General features: G+C 71.7%; 18 protein-coding genes. 12 read left to right on the forward strand and 6 right to left on the reverse strand.

The features are described 5' to 3' along the window. Positions 1 to 5: 5 nt before the first annotated feature. A complete protein-coding gene (locus ACWD02_RS27775) occupies positions 6 to 545 on the forward strand; it encodes a type III secretion system chaperone family protein (RefSeq protein ID WP_365828684.1) in 540 nt (179 codons plus the stop codon). Positions 546 to 634: 89 nt separating this feature from the next. Here the strand turns inward: ACWD02_RS27775 and ACWD02_RS27780 are convergent, their stop codons facing one another. Continuing rightward, entirely contained in the window at positions 635 to 1843 is a 1209-nt protein-coding gene (locus tag ACWD02_RS27780; protein ID WP_451215139.1) for a pyridoxal phosphate-dependent aminotransferase, read from the reverse strand. A gap of 693 nt (positions 1844 to 2536) precedes the next feature. Between ACWD02_RS27780 and ACWD02_RS27785 the strand changes: the two genes are divergently transcribed. The 10 genes from ACWD02_RS27785 (at position 2537) to ACWD02_RS27830 (ending at position 11832) form a co-directional block, all read left to right on the forward strand. After that, on the forward strand, positions 2537 to 3055 hold the full coding sequence (locus ACWD02_RS27785; protein ID WP_451215140.1) for a DUF2617 family protein: 519 nt from the start codon (positions 2537 to 2539) through the stop codon (positions 3053 to 3055). An 87-nt stretch (positions 3056 to 3142) separates the two neighbouring features. Beyond that, positions 3143 to 4711, forward strand: coding sequence for a polyamine aminopropyltransferase (locus ACWD02_RS27790; protein WP_451215141.1), 1569 nt, complete (start codon positions 3143 to 3145; stop codon positions 4709 to 4711). Between the two features lie 46 nt (positions 4712 to 4757). Continuing rightward, positions 4758 to 5564 carry an SRPBCC family protein gene (locus ACWD02_RS27795; RefSeq protein ID WP_451215142.1) on the forward strand — a complete coding sequence of 269 codons (807 nt, stop codon included), beginning with the start codon at positions 4758 to 4760 and terminating at the stop codon, positions 5562 to 5564. Between the two features lie 22 nt (positions 5565 to 5586). Continuing rightward, positions 5587 to 6378: an aldose epimerase family protein gene (locus ACWD02_RS27800; RefSeq protein ID WP_451215143.1), complete on the forward strand. Its 792-nt coding sequence runs from the start codon at positions 5587 to 5589 to the stop codon at positions 6376 to 6378. A 30-nt stretch (positions 6379 to 6408) separates the two neighbouring features. Further along, complete coding sequence (gene pyrE / locus ACWD02_RS27805) at positions 6409 to 6963, forward strand: orotate phosphoribosyltransferase (RefSeq protein WP_451215144.1); 555 nt, start codon at positions 6409 to 6411, stop codon at positions 6961 to 6963. 114 nt (positions 6964 to 7077) lie between these two features. Then, the gene (gene fbaA / locus ACWD02_RS27810; RefSeq protein ID WP_451215145.1) at positions 7078 to 8109 is read left to right on the forward strand and encodes a class II fructose-bisphosphate aldolase; all 1032 of its coding nucleotides are present in this window, start codon (positions 7078 to 7080) and stop codon (positions 8107 to 8109) included. A gap of 90 nt (positions 8110 to 8199) precedes the next feature. Next, positions 8200 to 8613, forward strand: coding sequence for a DUF3151 domain-containing protein (locus ACWD02_RS27815; protein WP_451215146.1), 414 nt, complete (start codon positions 8200 to 8202; stop codon positions 8611 to 8613). A gap of 156 nt (positions 8614 to 8769) precedes the next feature. After that, positions 8770 to 9591 carry a tryptophan 2,3-dioxygenase family protein gene (locus tag ACWD02_RS27820; protein WP_451215147.1) on the forward strand — a complete coding sequence of 274 codons (822 nt, stop codon included), beginning with the start codon at positions 8770 to 8772 and terminating at the stop codon, positions 9589 to 9591. Continuing rightward, a complete protein-coding gene (gene kynU, locus ACWD02_RS27825; RefSeq protein WP_451215148.1) occupies positions 9584 to 10834 on the forward strand; it encodes a kynureninase in 1251 nt (416 codons plus the stop codon). Before ACWD02_RS27820 ends, kynU begins: the two co-directional genes overlap by 8 nt. Positions 10835 to 10956: 122 nt before the next feature. Further along, positions 10957 to 11832, forward strand: coding sequence for an alpha/beta hydrolase family protein (locus ACWD02_RS27830; RefSeq protein ID WP_451215149.1), 876 nt, complete (start codon positions 10957 to 10959; stop codon positions 11830 to 11832). A 13-nt stretch (positions 11833 to 11845) separates the two neighbouring features. Here ACWD02_RS27830 and ACWD02_RS27835 read toward each other — a convergent pair whose 3' ends face one another. The 5 genes from ACWD02_RS27835 to ACWD02_RS27855 all read right to left on the reverse strand — a co-directional run bounded on the left by ACWD02_RS27835 (position 11846) and on the right by ACWD02_RS27855 (position 17719). Next, complete coding sequence (locus ACWD02_RS27835) at positions 11846 to 13063, reverse strand: cytochrome P450 (RefSeq protein ID WP_451215150.1); 1218 nt, start codon at positions 13061 to 13063, stop codon at positions 11846 to 11848. A 19-nt stretch (positions 13064 to 13082) separates the two neighbouring features. Next, a complete protein-coding gene (locus tag ACWD02_RS27840; protein WP_365828995.1) occupies positions 13083 to 13751 on the reverse strand; it encodes a response regulator transcription factor in 669 nt (222 codons plus the stop codon). After that, positions 13748 to 15073 carry a sensor histidine kinase gene (locus tag ACWD02_RS27845; RefSeq protein ID WP_451215151.1) on the reverse strand — a complete coding sequence of 442 codons (1326 nt, stop codon included), beginning with the start codon at positions 15071 to 15073 and terminating at the stop codon, positions 13748 to 13750. Before ACWD02_RS27845 ends, ACWD02_RS27840 begins: the two co-directional genes overlap by 4 nt. Positions 15074 to 15179: 106 nt before the next feature. Continuing rightward, on the reverse strand, positions 15180 to 16802 hold the full coding sequence (locus ACWD02_RS27850) for an ABC transporter permease (protein ID WP_451215152.1): 1623 nt from the start codon (positions 16800 to 16802) through the stop codon (positions 15180 to 15182). After that, positions 16799 to 17719: an ATP-binding cassette domain-containing protein gene (locus tag ACWD02_RS27855; protein WP_451215153.1), complete on the reverse strand. Its 921-nt coding sequence runs from the start codon at positions 17717 to 17719 to the stop codon at positions 16799 to 16801. The genes ACWD02_RS27850 and ACWD02_RS27855 overlap by 4 nt, the downstream gene beginning before the upstream one ends. 100 nt (positions 17720 to 17819) lie before the next feature. Between ACWD02_RS27855 and ACWD02_RS27860 the strand changes: the two genes are divergently transcribed. After that, positions 17820 to 18335: a GbsR/MarR family transcriptional regulator gene (locus tag ACWD02_RS27860; RefSeq protein ID WP_451215154.1), complete on the forward strand. Its 516-nt coding sequence runs from the start codon at positions 17820 to 17822 to the stop codon at positions 18333 to 18335. The last annotated feature ends 20 nt before the right edge of the window (positions 18336 to 18355 follow it).

Below are 18355 nucleotides of genomic sequence, written 5' to 3' on the forward strand. Positions count from 1 at the left end.
AGCACGTGAGCATCGACCCGTCCTCGATTCCGAATTTCGGGGGACAGCCCGAACCGCAGCAGGGCGATGGACCGGCGGGCCCCGTTGTCCCCGACCAGGACCTGGTCAAGCAGCTCCTGGACCAGATGGAGCTCAAGCACGTCGTCGACGAAGAGGGAGACCTCGCGGCGCCGTGGGAGGAGTTCCGCACGTACTTCATGTTCCGTGGCGAGGACGACCAGCAGGTCTTCTCGGTGCGGACGTTCTACGACCGCGCGCACGGCATCGAGGAGAAGGCCCAGATCCTCGAGGCGATCGACGACTGGAACCGCCGCACCCTGTGGCCGAAGGTCTACACGCACACCCACGACGACGGCACCGTCCGCCTCATCGGTGAGGCGCAGATGCTGATCGGCACGGGCGTCGCGCTCGAGCACTTCGTGTCGTCCACGGTCAGCTGGGTGCGCGCCGCGATCGAGTTCGACCGCTGGCTGGTCGAGCAGCTCGGCCTCGAGGCCGAGGTCGACGGCACCGAGGGTGAGACCAAGCCCGACGACGAGGCCTAGCCGACGCGGCTGGTCACGCCAGGACGAGAGCCCGGCCGGGACACCCCGGCCGGGCTCTCGTCGTCCCGGTCATGACCGGTCTGCTGGGGCTACAGCGACTTGAGCCGGGAGACCGCCTCGGCGAGGACCTCGTCCTTCTTGCAGAACGCGAAGCGCACGAACGGCGCCCCCGCCTCCCGGTGGTCGTAGAAGACCGCGTTCGGGATGGCGACCACGCCGACGCGCTCGGGCAGGGCCCGGCAGAAGGCGAAACCGTCGGACTCCCCCAGGCCCCGGATGTCGGTCGTGACGAAGTACGTGCCGGCCGGGCGGTAGACGTCGAAGCCCGCGGCCGTCAGGCCCTCGCTCAGCAGGTCCCGCTTGGCGCGCATGCCTTCGGCGAAGGACGTGAAGTACGAGTCGGGCAGGGCAAGGGCCTCCGCGATGGCGTACTGGAACGGGCCCGCCGACACGTAGGTGAGGAACTGCTTCGCCGAGCGGACCGCCGTCACGAGCTCCGGCGACGAGGTGATCCAGCCGACCTTCCAGCCGGTGTACGAGAACGTCTTGCCGGCCGAGCCGATCGTGACCGTGCGCTCGCGCATGCCGGGGAAGGAGGCGAGGGGGATGTGCTCCGTGCCCTCGCCGTCGTCGAAGACCAGGTGCTCGTACACCTCGTCGGTGACCACGAGCAGGTCACGCTCGACCGCGAGCCGCGCGATCTCGGCGAGCTCCGTGCGGGTCAGGACCGTGCCGGTCGGGTTGTGCGGGGTGTTCAGGAGCAGCAGCCGCGTGTGGGGCGTGATCGCGTCCCGCAGCTCGTCCAGGTCGAGGCGGAAGCGTCCCGCCGCCGCGTCCGGGCGCAGGGTCACGGGGACCCGCTTGCCGCCGGCCAGGGCGATCGACGCGGCGTACGAGTCGTAGTACGGCTCCAGGGCGATGACCTCGTCGCCGGGCTCGACCAGGGCGAGCAGGGACGCGGCGATCGCCTCGGTGGCGCCCGCCGTGACAAGGACCTCGCGGTCGGGGTCGTACGCGAGGCCGTACCTGCGCTGCTGGTGCGCGACGATCGCCCCGCGGAGCTCGGGGACACCGGGTCCCGGCGGGTACTGGTTGCCGCGGCCGTCGCGCAGGGCACGGACCGCGGCCTCGCGGATCTCCTCGGGCCCGTCCGTGTCGGGGAAGCCCTGGCCGAGGTTGATGGCCCCCGTTTTCACCGCCAGCGCGGACATCTCGGCGAAGATCGTCGTACCGAACTCGGCGAGGCGGCGATTGAGCAACGGGCGCCCGCTCCCGGATGTGGAGGTCATGCCCGCCATCCTGCGCCGAACCTCTGGAGTTGCTCAACTCTGCTTTGGGCCGGGTAACGCGAGGGCATCTCCCTTTCACGCAAGAACAAGTGAGAGAAGGCGGACCCACGGGGGGCCTGCTACGGGGGAACGGAAAGGGGCGTGGAGGTCATGGTCTTGGTCTTCGTCTTGGTCGCGGTGGGTCTGGTCGTCGCACTCGCGGTGTACGCCGGCCGGGGGAGCGGCTCGCACTCCGGCGCGGCCGGTGCGACGGGTTCCGGTGGCAGTTGGTGGGCCGGCGGCGGTGACAGCGGGGGACACCACGGCGGTAGCTCCTGTGGTGGTGGTTCGTCCTGCGGCAGCAGCTCTTCGTGCGGCGGCGGCGGCGGTTGTGGCGGTGGCGGAGGCAGCTGACACGGGGCAGCTGGTCCGTCCATCTGTTGAAGTGCCCGGTGGGAGGCAACTCCTGCCGGGCACTTCGTCGTTGACGCATTGAACAGTTGAACTGTGCAGCCCCCGCGGGGGTGGAAACCCTCCGAAGTTGGGTAAAAGCGCTGTGGCAGGGCAGCAGTCCATGATTCCCTCTTAACCGTCAGCACCGCCCTCGAACGGACGACTTGGACATCAGGAACGTTCTCGTGGGCACGAGCCGGCATTCCGACCACCCGTTCTCCGACCGGGTGCGCCGGCACCCCCTCCATTGCGTGTTAGCGGAGCCGACCCATGCTCACGACCCTGAAGACTGTCTATACCGACACGTGCGCCGCGGACCTCGCCTGGACCCTTGGGCGCGAGCCGCTGCCCGCACTCGCCACGCTCGAACTGGAGCTTGGCGACGCGAGAATGGAGCTGAGACTCCTCGGGGCCTCGCACCAGGTGCTCCTCGAAGAGGAACAGGGCACCTGTTCCGAGACCGTCGCCTGTATCCCCGGCAGCAGTACGCCGCTTCCGCTCGGTGTCTCCAAGCGCCTCGGCGAGTGGGAGTACGAATTCGCGGCGCGCGTCGAGACCCTCTCGCGCGGCCAGTTCGCGGGCCGCGCACAGGAATTACTGGCCCTGGTGGCCGAGCACCCGCACGGCCTCGCCGGAGTCTTCCCCGGCAGTCCGCACGCGTTCACGGCCATGCTGGCGCAACGGCACGAAGGCGCGGTGCAATGGCGCACCTGGCACGCCTACCCGCAGGACGGGCAACTCGTGGCGACCCGCACCCGCGTGGGTGTGCGCGTTCCGGCAGTGCTCTGACGGTCGCGCCCCATATACACCTCGGGCGCCGAGTTGCACCCTTGTGGGTGACCAGGTGTGCGAGTCCGGTGACGTAGCGTTCCCAGGATGATCGAGCCGTCAACGGATTTACCGGTGACGCCCAGGACGGGACGGTTCTTCGTCCTGGTGGGCGTCTTCATCTGCGCGGCCTGCGGTCTGGTGTACGAACTCGAACTCGTCGCCCTCGCCTCGTACTTGATCGGTGACTCCGTCACCCAGGCGTCGGTGGTCCTCTCGGTGATGGTCTTCGCCATGGGCATCGGCTCGCTGCTCGCCAAGCGCCTGCGGTGCCGGGCCGCGGCCGGGTTCGGCCTGGTCGAGGCGGCGCTCGCGCTGGTCGGCGGACTGAGCGCGATGGCGTTGTACGCGGCGTTCGCCTGGACCGGCGATCAGGGCGAGGTCTGGGCGGGCGGCTCGCGGTATCTGCTGGTCGCCTTCTCGCTCGCCATCGGCCTGCTCATCGGCGCCGAAGTGCCGCTGCTCATGGTGCTCATGCAGCGGATCAGACGGCAGGACCCCAGCGGCGCCGTGTCCGACCTCTTCGCCGCGGACTACGTGGGCGCGCTGGTGGGCGGGCTCGCCTTCCCCTTCCTCATGCTCCCCCTGCTCGGCCAGTTGACCGGCGCGCTGATCACCGGCGCGGTCAACGTGATCGCGGGCGGCGCGCTCGTGTTCGGCCTGTTCCGTCGCGACCTGAGCGTGCGCGGCCGCTGGGTCCTCGTCGTCGCGAACGTCACGGTGCTCGGGCTGCTCGCCTCCGCCGCCGTCCTCGTCGGCGACTTCGAGGCGGCGGCCCGCCGGGCGGTCTACGGCAAGGACGTCCGGGTCGCCGTGCAGACCGGCGTCCAGGAAGTCGTCCTCACCGGTGGCAGGCACGATTCTCTGGATCTCTACCTCGACGGGCGCCTGCGGGTCAGCGGCCGTGACGAGCACCGCTACCACCGGGCGCTCGTCGGCCCCGCGATGACCGGACGCCACGCGCGCGTGCTGGTCCTCGGCGGCGGCGACGGCCTCGCGGCGCGCGAGGTGCTGCGGCATCCCGGGGTGCGGCGGGTGGACGTCGTCGAACTCGATCCGGGGGTCGTGCGGTTGGCGCGCAGGGATCCGGCGCTGAGCGAGCTGAACGAACACGTGTACAGCGACCCCCGGGTGCGGGTGGTGCACGCCGACGCGTTCCACTGGCTGCGCTCGCCCCCGCGTACGTACGACGTGGTGATCTCCGATCTGCCCGACCCCGGCATCACCGCGAGCGCCAAGTTCTACTCCCAGGAGTTCTACGGCCTGGCGTGGCGGGCCCTGGCCGACGGCGGGCGCCTCGCCGTGCACGCGGGGCCGATGGCCGACCGGCCCCGCGTGTTCTGGACGGTGGAGGCCACGCTGCGGGCGGCCGGTCTTCGCACCGCGCCGTATCGCGTGGACGGCAGGGTCTCCGGGTTCGCGGCGGGCCCCGAGAGGGAGCAGGACGGTGCGTCCGCGCCCCGCGACTGGGGCTTCGTGCTGGCGGCCAGGTCCCGCCCGGCCCTCGAACCGCCCGGCACTGCGGCGCTGCTGCGGGTGAGCGTGGAGTCAGCCGAACGGACGCGGATGCGGGGCCTGGCCCCCTCCACACTGGTGCACCCGCGGTACGCGAACTGACGAACTGACGTACATGGTGTCAGCCACGTGGGTAGGCTCGACTGCCATGGAGCATGAGGTGTTCGTTCCGCTTACCGTCGACCGTCTTCAGCAGGTGCTGAGCGATCCCGAGCAGGTCGCTGGGGCGGTGCCCGGACTGCAGCGCGACGCCGACGAGTCCGCGTCGCCGCTCTCCGGCCGTCTCAAGGTGCGGGTCGGCGGGCACACGATCACGTACCGGGGCGCGGCGCGGATCGCTCCGCGCGGCGACGGTTCCTTCGCGATCGAGGGCGAGGGCGTGGAGGTGCGGGGCGGCGGCACCGTGAAGCTCTCGCTGACGGTGCGGCTGGATCCCGCCGATGACGGCGCCGCGACGCAGGTGGTCTTCTCCGGCACGGGTGCGGGGGAGGGGCGCGTCACCGAAAGTTCTCCACAGGCTGTGGAGGGGGCGGCGCGACGCCTCTTGGAACGGTTCGCGGAGGGACTCGGCCGGGCGGCCGAGACGAAGCCCGAGACGCAGGCCGAGACGCAGGCCGAGCCCGATCCTGAGCCCGCGACGCCCGAGCCGGTCGTGGTGGAGCCCGTCGAGGCGGCCACCGTCTTCGAGACGGAGGTGCCGCCGTCGTCGTTCGACGAGGAGGACGACGTCGAGGAGATCCTGGTGCCGCCCGCGGAGGCGGCGCACGCTCGGCGGACCATGATCGGGCGCAGTGCGGAGGAGGTCGACCACGCGCCGCCCCGGGGGCGGTACGCCCCCGCCCCGGCGGCCGAGTCGCTGTCCTCCTCCGCCACCCTGCGCTGGGCGGCGCCCGCGGCCGCGGTGGTGGTGGCCTCGGCCATCGTGGTGGGGCGGGCTTTGCGTCGCAGGCGGTGACCGGGCCCGTAGGGTCGACCCCGTGAGTAGCGACAAAGACGTGACACTGACCGCGGGTGACGCGGAAGTTACCGTGCAGGCGGGGAACGGCTGCCGGGTCGGGAGCCTCAAGGTCGACGGGACGGAACTGCTGAGGCAAGGCGCCCGCTACGGCTGCTTCCCCATGGCCCCCTGGGTCGGCCGCATCCGCGAGGGCCGGTTCCGCAACGGCGGCACGACCCACCAGGTGCCCCTCAACTCCCCGCCCCACGCCATCCACGGCTTCGCGAGGGACGCCGCATGGCGCACCGCCCGCGCCGGCAGGAGCGAGGCCGCGTTCACGTACGACCTCGCCGACCCCTGGCCCTACGAAGGCCGCGTCACGCAGATCGTCGCCCTCACCGAGGACTCCCTCACCCTCACGCTCGGCATCGAGACGTACGGCGACTCCTTCCCCGCCCAGGTGGGCTGGCACCCGTGGTTCAACCGCAGCCTGGGGGGCGAGAACGTGCAGGTGAACTTCAGCGCCGCCTGGCAGGAGGAGCGCGGCGACGACCACCTCCCCACCGGCAACCGCGTCGCCCCCGCCCCCGGCCCCTGGGACGACTGCTTCGGGATGCCCGACGGCGTCGACGTCACCCTGACCTGGCCCGAGCGCCTCGCACTCACGGTGAGGAGCCGCGAGCAGTGGGTCGTGGTGTACGACGAGCAGGAGGCCGCGGTGTGCGTGGAGCCGCAGACCGGCCCGCCGAACGGGCTCAACACCCTGCCCCGCCTCGTCACCCCCATCGAGCCCCTCGAGGCGTCGACGACCTGGACCTGGACGCGGCTCTGAGCTGCCGGACGCGGCTTTAAGCTGACAGGCATGACTGACGACGTACGTGGCGCCCTGCTGCAGCAGATCAAGGACAAGGCCGTGGTGCACGGCAAGGTGACCCTCTCCTCGGGTCTCGAAGCCGATTACTACATCGACCTGCGCCGCATCACCCTCGACGGCGAGGCCGCCCCCCTGGTCGGCCAGGTCCTGCTCGACCTCACCGCCGACCTGGACTTCGACGCCGTGGGCGGCCTCACCATGGGCGCCGACCCCGTCGCGGGCGCGATGCTGCACGCCTCGGCCGCGCGCGGCAAGCGCCTCGACGCCTTCGTCGTGCGCAAGGCCGCGAAGGCGCACGGCATGCAGCGCCGCGTCGAGGGCCCGGACATCAAGGGGCGCCGCGTTCTCGTCGTCGAGGACACCTCCACCACCGGTGGTTCGCCGCTCACCGCCGTCGAGGCCGTGCGCGAGGCGGGTGCCGAGGTCGTGGGCGTCGCGACCATCGTGGACCGCGCCACCGGGGCCGGCGAGAAGATCACCGAGGGCGCCGGGGTGCCGTATCTCTTCGCGTTCTCCAAGGACGACCTCGGCCTCAGCGACTGAGGATCCGCTTCCGGCCGGAGCCGCCCGGCACATCTGGAAAGATGGGGGCGACGATGACGTCGCCCCCTTAGGTCAGGGCCAAGCACACACCCGCACATCACAAGGAGCGGACACATGCCCATCGCAACCCCCGAGGTCTACGCCGAGATGCTGGACCGGGCGAAGGCAGGCAAGTTCGCCTACCCGGCCATCAACGTGACCTCCTCGCAGACGCTGCACGCCGCACTGCGCGGCTTCGCGGAGGCCGAGAGCGACGGCATCATCCAGATCTCCACCGGTGGTGCGGAGTTCCTGGGCGGCCAGCACAACAAGGACATGGTGACGGGCGCCGTGGCCCTCGCCGAGTTCGCGCACATCGTCGCCGCGAAGTACGACATCACCGTCGCGCTGCACACCGACCACTGCCCCAAGGACAAGCTGGACACCTACGTCCGTCCGCTGATCGACGTCTCCGCGGAGCGCGTCAAGGCCGGCCGTAACCCGCTCTTCCAGTCGCACATGTGGGACGGCTCCGCCGAGACCCTCGCCGACAACCTGGCCATCGGCCAGGAGCTGCTCGCGAAGGCCGCCGCCGCGAAGATCATCCTCGAGGTGGAGATCACCCCGACCGGTGGCGAGGAGGACGGTGTCACGCACGAGATCAACGACGAGCTCTACACCACCGTCGACGACGCGCTGCGTACGGCCGAGGCCCTCGGCCTGGGCGACAAGGGCCGCTACCTCCTGGCCGCGTCCTTCGGCAACGTCCACGGCGTCTACAAGCCGGGCAACGTCGTCCTGCGCCCCGAGCTCCTCAAGGACCTCCAGGAGGGCGTCGCCGCCAAGCACGGAAAGGCCGCGGGCTCGCAGCCGTTCGACTTCGTCTTCCACGGCGGCTCCGGCTCCACCGCCGAGGAGATCGCGACCGCCCTGGAGAACGGCGTCGTGAAGATGAACCTCGACACGGACACGCAGTACGCCTTCACGCGTCCCGTCGCGGACCACATGTTCAAGAACTACGACGGCGTCCTGAAGGTCGACGGCGAGGTCGGCTCGAAGAAGACGTACGACCCCCGCACCTGGGGCAAGGCCGCCGAGGCGGGCATGGCCACGCGCGTCACCGAGGCGTGCGCGAACCTGCGCTCCACGGGCACGAAGCTGAAGTAGGCACCACTTTTCGCGCCGGAGGGCCCGGTACCCCGTTCCAGGACGGGGTACCGGGCCCTTCGCGTGTCGCCATGCCGCAGACTTGAACCCATGGCCATTCACAAGGATCTGCTCGGGGGACCGCCCCCGACCCACCTGCCCGACGACCCGGAGCCGCGCGAGCTGCTCGCGAACGGGGCCGCGCCCGCGGACGTCGCGGCGAAGTACCCCACCTCCTCACTCGCCTGGGCGCAGCTCGCCGACGAGGCGTTCGAGCGGGGCAGCGTCGTCGAGTCGTACGCGTACGCCCGCACCGGCTACCACCGCGGCCTCGACTCGCTGCGCCGCAGCGGCTGGAAGGGCCACGGCCCGGTGCCGTGGGAGCACGAGCCGAACCGCGGCTTCCTGCGGGCCCTGCACGGCCTCGCCCGCGCCGCGCAGTCGATCGGCGAGCAGGAGGAGTACGAGCGCTGCGCCGGCTTCCTGCGGGACTCCTCCGAGACGGCGGCGGACACCCTGGGCTAGCCCCCGCACGTGCGTGACCTGCCTGGACGCCGCTGTGACCAGGCAGGTCTTGCCGTTTCGTGGGATGTTGCGGAGGATGCCGGTGGGGACCGGGGCCCCCGTGTCGGTAACGGCAGGGGCGGACCGCTACCCGGAGTACGTATCAAGGAGATCGCGATGTCCCAAGACGTGGACACCCCGAACCTCGACTTCGCAGGAACCACCCCGTACGAGGACTACGTCCAGGCGGACGTCCTCACGCACCTCCAGCACCTGCGCTCGGAAGACCCCGGAGAGATGGTCTTCCTGGTCACCACCCAGGTCATGGAGCTGTGGTTCACGGTCATCGTGCACGAGTGGGAGACCGCGTCGCATGCCCTGCGCCGCGACGAGATCCCCACCGCCGTGGCCGCCCTCAAGCGCAGCCTGCGCGAGCTGGAGGCGCTGAACGCCTCCTGGCGCCCGCTCGCCCAGCTGACCCCCGCGCAGTTCAACTCCTACCGTGGTGCGCTCGGCGAGGGATCCGGATTCCAGTCCGCGATGTACCGCCGCATGGAGTTCCTGCTCGGCGACAAGTCCGCGTCCATGCTGGTGCCGCACCGGGGCGCGCCGCGCGTCCACGCGGAGCTGGAGAAGGCGCTCCAGGAGCCGAGCCTGTACGACGAGGTCCTCGCCCTGCTTGCCCGCCGCGGCCACGCCGTCCCGGCGGCCGTGCTGCAGCGCGACCTGACGAAGAAGTACGAGCCGTCGCCCGAGGTCGAGAAGGTGTGGACCGACCTCTACGCGGGTGACGAGCACGACGAACTCGCCCGCCTGGGCGAGGTGTTGACGGACGTCGCCGAGCTGGTGTGGCGCTGGCGCAACGACCACCTGGTGGCGACCCGGCGCGCGATGGGCTCCAAGACGGGCACGGGCGGCTCGGCCGGCGTGGCCTGGCTGGAGAAGCGCGCGCAGAAGAACGTGTTCCCCGAGCTGTGGACTGCGAGGAGCCATGTCTGAGGCCGACCTCAAGGCGCAGGCGGCGAAGCGGGACGGCGACGACGAACTCGCCCCCAAGCGGGCGGAGTTCGTCCTGGACGACACCGTCTACCTGGACGGGAACTCGCTGGGCGCCCTGCCGGCGAACGTCCAGGAGCGGGTCGCCGATGTCATCTCCCGCCAGTGGGGGCAGCTCCGCATCCGCTCCTGGGACGAGAGCGGCTGGTGGACGGCCCCCGAGCGCGTCGGTGACCGCATAGCTCCGCTCGTGGGCGCCGCCCCCGGCCAGATCGTCGTCGGCGACTCCACGAGCGTGAACGTCTTCAAGGCGCTGGTGGCCGCCGTCCGCATGGTCCGTGAAGCGGACGAGGGGCGGGACGAGATCGTCGTCGACGCGACGACCTTCCCCACGGACGGGTACATAGCCGAGTCCGCGGCGCGGATGACGGGCTGCCGGTTGCTGCCGGTCGCCCCGGGCGAGGTGCACGGCGTCCTCGGGCCGCGCACGGCCGTGGTCCTGCTCAACCACGCCGACTACCGCACGGGACGGCTGCACGATCTGCCCGGCCTGACGGCGGCCGTGCACGACGCGGGCGCGCTCGTGGTCTGGGACCTGTGCCACACCGCGGGTGCGCTGCCCGTCGGGCTCGACGCGCACGGCGTGGACCTCGCCGTCGGGTGCACGTACAAGTACCTGAACGGGGGTCCGGGCTCACCGGCCTACCTCTACGTACGGGCGGATCTGCAGTCCCGCTTCGACTCCCCGCTGCCCGGCTGGAACTCGCACGCCGAGCCCTTCGGGATGCGGCCGGAGTTCGAGGCGGCGGACGGTGCCCTGCGGGGGCGGGTCGGTACGCCGGACATCCTGTCGATGCTGGCGCTCGACGCGGCGCTCGACGTCTGGGACGGCGTCTCCATCGAGGCGGTGCGGGCCAAGTCCCTCGCCCTGACGGACTTCTTCGTCGAGTGCGTGCGGGCCTATGTCCCCGAGGGGCGGGTCGAGGTGCTCACCCCGGCGGCGCACGCCGAGCGGGGCAGCCAGGTCGCCCTGCGGTGCCCCCCCGAGCTCTCGACTTCGTTCGAGCAGGGAGGCACCCCCTTCGCGGGTGACGTGATGCGGCGCCTCGTCGAGCAGGGAGTGGTCGGTGACTTCCGGGCACCGGACGTGCTGCGGTTCGGCTTCACGCCGCTGTACGTCGGCTTCGCCGACGTGGAGCGGGCTGCGCGGGTGCTCGCGACGACGCTCGACGACTCCGTGAGCTGACGGCGGCAGCCGGTACCGGGCAGGGGCGGGGTAGGGGAAGATCGCACGTACACCCCGCTGGGAAGATCAATCGGACACCCCGCCCCAGCTCCTGGCACCCAACCCCGCAGAGAGGCCCTCGCATGCCGGACGACGCCGCCGTGGCCCGCGATGCCGCCGAGGCCGACGCCGCCTTCTCGCACCCAGCGGTGACGCCCGACACCACCGCCGCGTATGGCGAACACGCCGACCAGGTGATCGACTTCTACGAACCCCGGACCGGCGGCGACGCCCCGGCCCCGCTGGTCGTCGTGCTGCACGGCGGCGCCTGGCGTGCTCCGTACGACCGCCTGCACCTCACGCCCTTCGCGGACTTCCTCGCCCGGCGCGGTTTCGCCGTGGCCAATGTCGAGTACCGCCGCGGCAGTGCGATCCCCGCCCAGGGTGAGGGGCCCGTCGCGGGGCGCTGGCCCGAGACCTTCGACGACGTGGCCGCCGCCTTCGACGCGCTGCCGGCTCTCGTACGGGAGCATCTGCCGGTGGCCGACACGCGTCGCACGGTCGTCACCGGCCACTCCGCGGGCGGGCATCTCGCCCTGTGGGCCGCCGCCCGCCATGTCCTGCCCGAGGGTTCCCCGTGGCGCATCGGCCGTCCGGCCCCCTTCCGCGGTGTCGTGGCCCTCGCGCCCATCGCCGACCTGCGGGCGGCGCAGGAGCTCGGCGTCTGCTCGGACGCGTCCCTGCAACTGCTGGGCGGCGCCCTGAAGTTCGAGGAGCGGCTGCCGCACGCCGACCCGGCGGCCCTGTTGCCGACCGGCATCGCCACGACCGTCGTCCAGGGGCGCACCGACATCGTCGTGCCGCAGGCCGTCGCCGAGGCGTACGCCGACGCGGCGGCGAAGGCGGGCGAGGTCGTCGGGGTGACGCTTCTCGAAGAGGTCGGGCACTTCCCGCTGATCGACCCGGCGGCCGACGCGTGCGCGGTGGTGGCGGAGGAGATCGCGCAGCTGGCGTTCTGAGGCCCGGAAGGGCTCAGACCTCCACGAGCAGCTCCCGCAGCCCCCGGATCACGAAGCCCGGCCTGCGCTCGGGCTCCGTGGTGAGTCGCAGGCCGGGCGCCCGGCGCAGCAACGCTTCGAGCGACGCGGCGAGTTCGATCCGGGCCAGGGGTGCGCCGATGCAGTAGTGGATGCCCGCGCTGAAGGAGATGTGCGGGTTGTCGGCGCGGGCCAGGTCCAGTGCGGCGGGGGCGGCGAACACCGCGGGGTCGTGGTTCGCGGAGCCGAAGAGCAGGGCGACCTCGCTGCCGCGCGGGATCACCGTGCCGCCGACCTCGATGTCGTCCAGGACCCACCGCTCGAAGAGCTGCAGCGGGGTGTCGTACCGCATCAGCTCCTCGACGGCGGTGGGGATCAGGCGCCCGGGGTCCGCGCGCAGGGCGGCCAGTTGGGCGGGGTTGCGGAAGAGCGCGTACCAGCCGTTCACGGTGGCGTTGACGGTTGCCTCGTGCCCGGCGTTGAGCAGCAGCACGCAGGTGGAGATCATCTCCTGCTCGCTGAGGGACTCCCCTTCGTCGTGTGCGGCGATGAGCCCCGAGATCAGGTCGTCGCCCGGCTTCTCGCGGCGCGCGGCGATGAGTTCGCGCAGGTACGCGGAGAATTCGAGCGAGGCCCTGACCGCGCGGCCCGCGGTCTCCTCGGACGGGTTCAGCTCGTACATACCGCAGATGTCGGCCGACCAGGGCCGCAGCTGGGCCCGGTCGCCCTCCGGGATGCCCAGCATCTGCGCGATCACTGCGACGGGCAGCGGCTCGGCGACGCGGGCGGCGAGGTCCCCGCCCCCGTCGTCCACCAGCTCCCGTACGAGCTGGTCGGCCAACCCCCGTACATAGGGCGCGAGTTGCTCGACCGTGCGAGGCGTGAACGCCTTCGACACCAGGCGCCGGATGCGGGTGTGGGTCGGGGCCTCCAGGTCGAGCATGCCGTTGTCGTTCAGGACGTGGAACGGCTCGTGCTCGGGCGGCGGGGCCTGCCGCCCGAACTCCTCGTGCGTGAAGCGGTGCAGATAGGTGCGCCCGAGCCGCCGGTCCCGCAGCAGCGCGGACACGTCGGCGTGGTGCGGGATCAGCCACTGATCGGTCGGCGCGAAGTAGTGCGCGCGCCCGGCGGCCCGCAGCTGCGCGTAGGCGGGGTACGGGTCGGCGATGAACTCCGGGGCCCAGGGGGCGAAGGGGTGCTCGGGCGCGTCCATGAAGGGACGGTAGTGGCGCTCAGCCCGGTGTGACCAGCCTTGCCTCGTACGCGAAGACCGCGGCCTGCGTACGGTCCCGCAGGCCCAGTTTCACCAGGATGCGGCTCACGTGGGTCTTGATGGTGGACTCGGCGACGACGAGACGCGAGGCGATCTCGCCGTTGGACAGGCCCTGGGCGATGAGGACGAGCACCTCCGTCTCGCGCTCGGTGAGTTCGCCGTACTGCTGTGCCTGCACCGTCGCCGAGAGGCGCGGCGTCTCGCCCAGCTTGGAGAACTCCGTGATGAGGCGGCGCGTCACGGAGGGCGCGAGCAGGGCCTCGCCCGCGGCCACCACCCGTACCCCGTCCGCCAGTTGGCGGGCCGAGGCGTCCTTGAGCAGGAAACCGGAGGCACCCGCCCGCAACGCCTGGTAGACGTACTCGTCGAGGTCGAACGTGGTGAGGACGAGGACCTTCGACGTGACGTCGGCCGCGACGATCTCGCGGGTGGCCTCGATGCCGTTCAGTTCGGGCATGCGGATGTCCATCAGGACGACGTCCGGGTTGAGCTCGCGGACGCGGTCGACCGCCTCGCGGCCGTTGACGGCCTCGCCCACGACCTCGAAGTCCGGCATAGCGTTGAGCAGGACCGAGAAGCCCTCGCGGACCATCATCTGGTCGTCGGCGATCAGTACGCGGATCGTCATTCCTGGCCTCCGGTGGGTTCCGGCGCGGACGCGACCGGCAGGAAGACGGTGACCTCGTAGCCTCCGTCGGCTGTCTCGGCGGTCGTCATCGCGCCGTCCAGCATCGTGACACGCTCGCGCATGCCGGTCAGGCCGTGGCCCGCCCCGGGCGACGGCTTGACCAGGCCGGTCGCGGGCCCGTTGACGATGCGCAGGCCGAGGCCGCCGAGCACATAGCCGACCTCGACGCGGGCGGTGGCGCCGGGCGCGTGGCGCAGGGTGTTGCTCAGCGCCTCCTGGACGATGCGGTACGCGGAGAGCTCGACGCCCTGTGGGAGCTCGCGGACGGCTCCGGTGACGGCCTTCTCGACGTCGAGGCCCGTCTCGCGGACGTTCGCGATGAGCCGGTCGAGGTCGGCCAGCGTGGGCTGCGGGGCGTCCGGCGCCTCGTAGTCCTCCGCGCGTACGACACCGAGGACGCGGCGCAGTTCCGTCAGGGCGGCCACGGCGTTCTCGCGGATCGTGACGAACGCCTGCTCCAGCTCCGGGGGCGGGTTCTCGACGCGGTAGGGGGCGGCCTCCGCCTGGATGGCGACCACGGACATGTGGTGCGCGACCACGTCGTGCAGTTCGCGCGCGATGGTCGTCCGCTCCTCGAGGAGCGTGCGCCTGCCGCGCTCCATCTCGGTGACGGTCCGCTGGACGCTGACCTCGCGCTTGGCCTCGCGGCGGATGTGCACGAGAGAGGCGGCGAGGAGGGCGAGCGCGGAGAAGAAGAGCATCTCCGGGGTGTTCGATCCGTACCCGCGGCTGAGGAAGACCTCGGCGGCGGTGCCGTAGAGCGCCGTGCCGATCCACATCCACGCGGCGGTGCGGGGGCGGGTCCGCAGGGTGATCACCGTCATCACGGTGAGGTGCGCGAAGAAGAGGCTCGGGGGCCACGGATAGTCGCCCCAGGGGCCGCCGAGGACGCCGGCGAAGGGCGTGACGGCGATCAGGAGCCACCAGGCGCCGATGGGCCTGAGCAGGGTCATGAGGACGGCGGCGGCCGGGATGAGGCCGCTGATCACGTAGTCGAGGCCGATGGGGTCGACGGCGTACGCGAGCACGGTGGTGAAGAAGGCGGCCGCGGCGGCCGCCGCGTGCGGGGCCCAGCCCGCGTACGGGCGTATGCGGGCGGGCAGGCGCCGGGTCAGCGGGCCGTCCGTGCGCATCGCGTGCAGCGGGCGGTAGGCGAAGGCGTCCCGGAAGAGGTCCTGCCGGAGTCCCCCGAGCGCCCCCGCGGCCATGCGGAACTCCGGGCTGCGGGTGCCGCTGGTGGCGGTCTTGGTCGCATCAGTCACGCTTACGAAGGTACGGGGACGGAGTCAGGGGGTCGTCCCGCCAGGGAGGGGTCCTCGGGGGTCCGTCGCAGGTACTACACGGGGTGACCGGAGGGCCTCCCCGGGGTCACGTCGTCAGGTCTCTGCGGCGCAGGCCGGCCAGCCCCGCGGCCACCAGAACCGCGGCCAGGGCGAGGAGAACACCCACCGGGCCCCAGGCCATCGCGGAGCCCGGCACCTTCGGAAGGTGACCGAAGGGGGACACGTCCAGCGCCACCTGCGGAAGGTCGAGAGCGGGGCCGATCCAGCCGATCGCCAGGCACACCCCCGCCGCCCCCCACGCACCCGCCGCGGCCCGGGGAAACGCCCCCACGAGCAGCACGGCGAGTCCCCCCAGCGCCCAGACCGCCGCCACCTGCACCAGGCACGCCCCCAGGATCGGCCCGAGGTCCTTCCCGTATCCGAGGAAGAGCCCGAACCCGCCCACCAGCATCAGCAGTACCGCACCGCCGAAGCCGATCACCAGGTGGCCGCAGGCCCACCGCAGCCGCCCCACCGCACCCGCGAGGACCGGCTCCGCCCGCTGCGAGGTCTCCTCGCCGTGCAGCCGCAGGACGCAGGCGACGACGTACAGCGAGGCGACCATTCCGAGCAGGCCGACCATCGTGGCGAGGAAGGCGTCCGTGAGGCCGGACTGGCCGCCCATCCGCTCGATGACGTCCCGGGTGTTCCGGTTGTCGCCGATGATGTCCGCCGCCCCCTCGACCATCCCGCCGAAGACGACACCGGCGAGCAGGTACCCGAGCGTCCAGCCGAGCACGCTGCCCCGCTGCAACCGCCACGCGAGCCCGCCCGCCGTGCCGATGCCGCCCTTCGCGGGCCCCGGCCGGGTCGGAAGGAAGCTCATGCCGACGTCGCGCCGCCCCGCCAGGCCGTACGCGACAGCGCCCTGCGCCACGATCGCGGCGGCGGTCAGGAGGAGCACCCACCACCGCTCACCGGCGTAGGCGCGCACGTTCTGCGTCCAGCCGAGGGGCGAGAGCCAGGTCAGCACGGACTCCCCGCGCTCGCTCCCGGCGTCACCGGCGGCCTTCAGTACGTAAGCCGCCCCAAGGACCCCGGACGTCAGCCCCTTGGCGAGCCGCGCGCTCTCCGTGAGCTGGGCGACGATGGCCGCCATGGTGGCGAAGAGCATGCCGGTGCCCGCGACGCCGAGCCCGAGCGCGAGGGCCCCGGCCGAGCCCTGCCCGGCCATCCCGCCCGCGACGAGCAGCCCCACGGCGGCGTTCGCCACGAACGCGGCGAGCAGCGCGGCGCTCAACGGCGCACGCCGCCCCACCATCGCGGCGGAGAGCATCTCCTGGCGGCCGGTCTCCTCCTCCTCGCGGGTGTGCCGTACGACGATGATCAGGCTCATCACGGCGGCGAGGATCGCGGCGTAGACCCCGATGCGCCAGGCGGACAGCGCGCCGACGGAATCCCCGAACACCGGTGAGTACAGCGCCCGCATCGAGGAGTTGCCGTTCATGGACCGCATGGCGTCGGCCCGCTCGGCGGCGGTGGCGTACGTCTTCTCCAGGGAGCCCGGCATCGCGAGGACCAGGCCGGCGACGACGATGATCCAGACGGGCATCATGACGCGGTCACGGCGCAGCGCGAGCCTCAACAGGGCTCCGGTGCCCGCGAGTTGACGGTAGGTACGGGGAGCGGTGCGGGGAGCGAACCCCGAAGCTCCGGTGACGGCGGTCATCGCGCGACCGCCCCCGTGTCGTCCTGGTAGTGGCGCAGGAAGAGCTCCTCCAGCGTCGGCGGCGTGGACAGGAGCGAGCGGACCCCGGACTCGGTGAGCGAACGCAGCACGGCGTCCAGTTTGTCGGTGTCGACCTGGAGCTTGACGCGATGCCCGCCCGCGTCACCCTGTCCGGTCACGTCGACATCGTGCACGCCGGGCAGCCGCGCGAGCCCGTTGGGCGGCCCCGCGAGCTCGGCGGTGACGCTGGTCCGCGTCAGATGGCGAAGGTCGGCGAGCGAGCCGGACTCGACGGTCCGCCCCTTCCTGATGATGCTGACGCGGTCGCAGAGCGTCTCCACCTCGCTGAGGATGTGCGAGGACAGGAGGATGGTGCGGCCCCTGTCCCGTTCCTCCTCGACGCACGTCTGGAAGACCTCCTCCATGAGCGGGTCGAGCCCGGAGGTCGGCTCGTCGAGGATCAGCAGGTCGACGTCGGACGCGAAGGCGGCGACGAGGGCGACCTTCTGCCGGTTGCCCTTGGAGTACGTGCGGCCCTTCTTGGTGGGGTCGAGTTCGTACCGCTCGACGAGGTCCGCACGGCGGGCCCGGTCCAGGCCGCCGCGCAGCTTCCCGTACAGGTCGATGACCTCGCCGCCGGAGAGGTTGCGCCACAACGTGACGTCGCCGGGGACGTACGCCACGCGCCGGTGCAGTGCGACCGCGTCGCTCCACGGGTCCTTGCCGAGGAGCTGGGCGGCGCCGGAGTCGGCGCGGAGCAGGCCGAGGAGGACCCGGATGGCCGTGGACTTCCCGGCGCCGTTGGGGCCGAGGAAACCGTGCACCTCGCCGGCCTCGACGTCGAGATCGAGGCCGTCCAGTGCGTGCGTCCTGCCGAACGACTTGTGCAGCCCGGAGACGGTGATTGCCTTCGTCATGTTTCAGAACGTACGCTAGTTTCACAAACTTGTGAAGTTAAGGAAGCGTATAAACTCGGCTCGGAGGACCGCACGATCGCACAGGGGAGAGGGTCAGCACATGCCCAAGGAGTCAGCGCCGCCGCCGGGCGGGCGTGACGGCGACCGGGACGCCGAGCTCGTCGGCCGCTTCGTCGAGCAGTTCGCCGCGCAGCTGGTCGAGGCGGGGATGTCGAGGATGCCCGCCCGGATCTTCGCGGCGCTCCTCGCGTCGGACTCGGGAGCGCTGACATCGGCGGAGCTCGGCGAACGGCTCCAGGTCAGCCCGGCGGCCGTATCGGGCGCGGTCCGCTACCTCACGCAGCAGCACATGGTGACCCGGGAGCGCGAGCCCGGCTCGCGCCGGGACATCTTCCGGGTGCACAGCACCCAGTGGTACGAGGCGCTGGGCAGCCGGGAGGGAGTGCTCAAGCGCTGGGAGGCCGCCCTGCGCGACGGCGTCTCCAGCCTCGGCCCCGGCACCCCCGCGGGACAGCGCCTGGCCGAGACCCTCGCCTTCTTCGAGTTCATGCAGGAGGAGTTCGACGGCATGATGGAGCGCTGGCGCGTGCGCCGGGAGAGCTTGTTCGGCAAGTAGGAATCAGCAAGCAGGCCACC

The organism is Streptomyces sp. NPDC002853 (genome assembly GCF_053591915.1).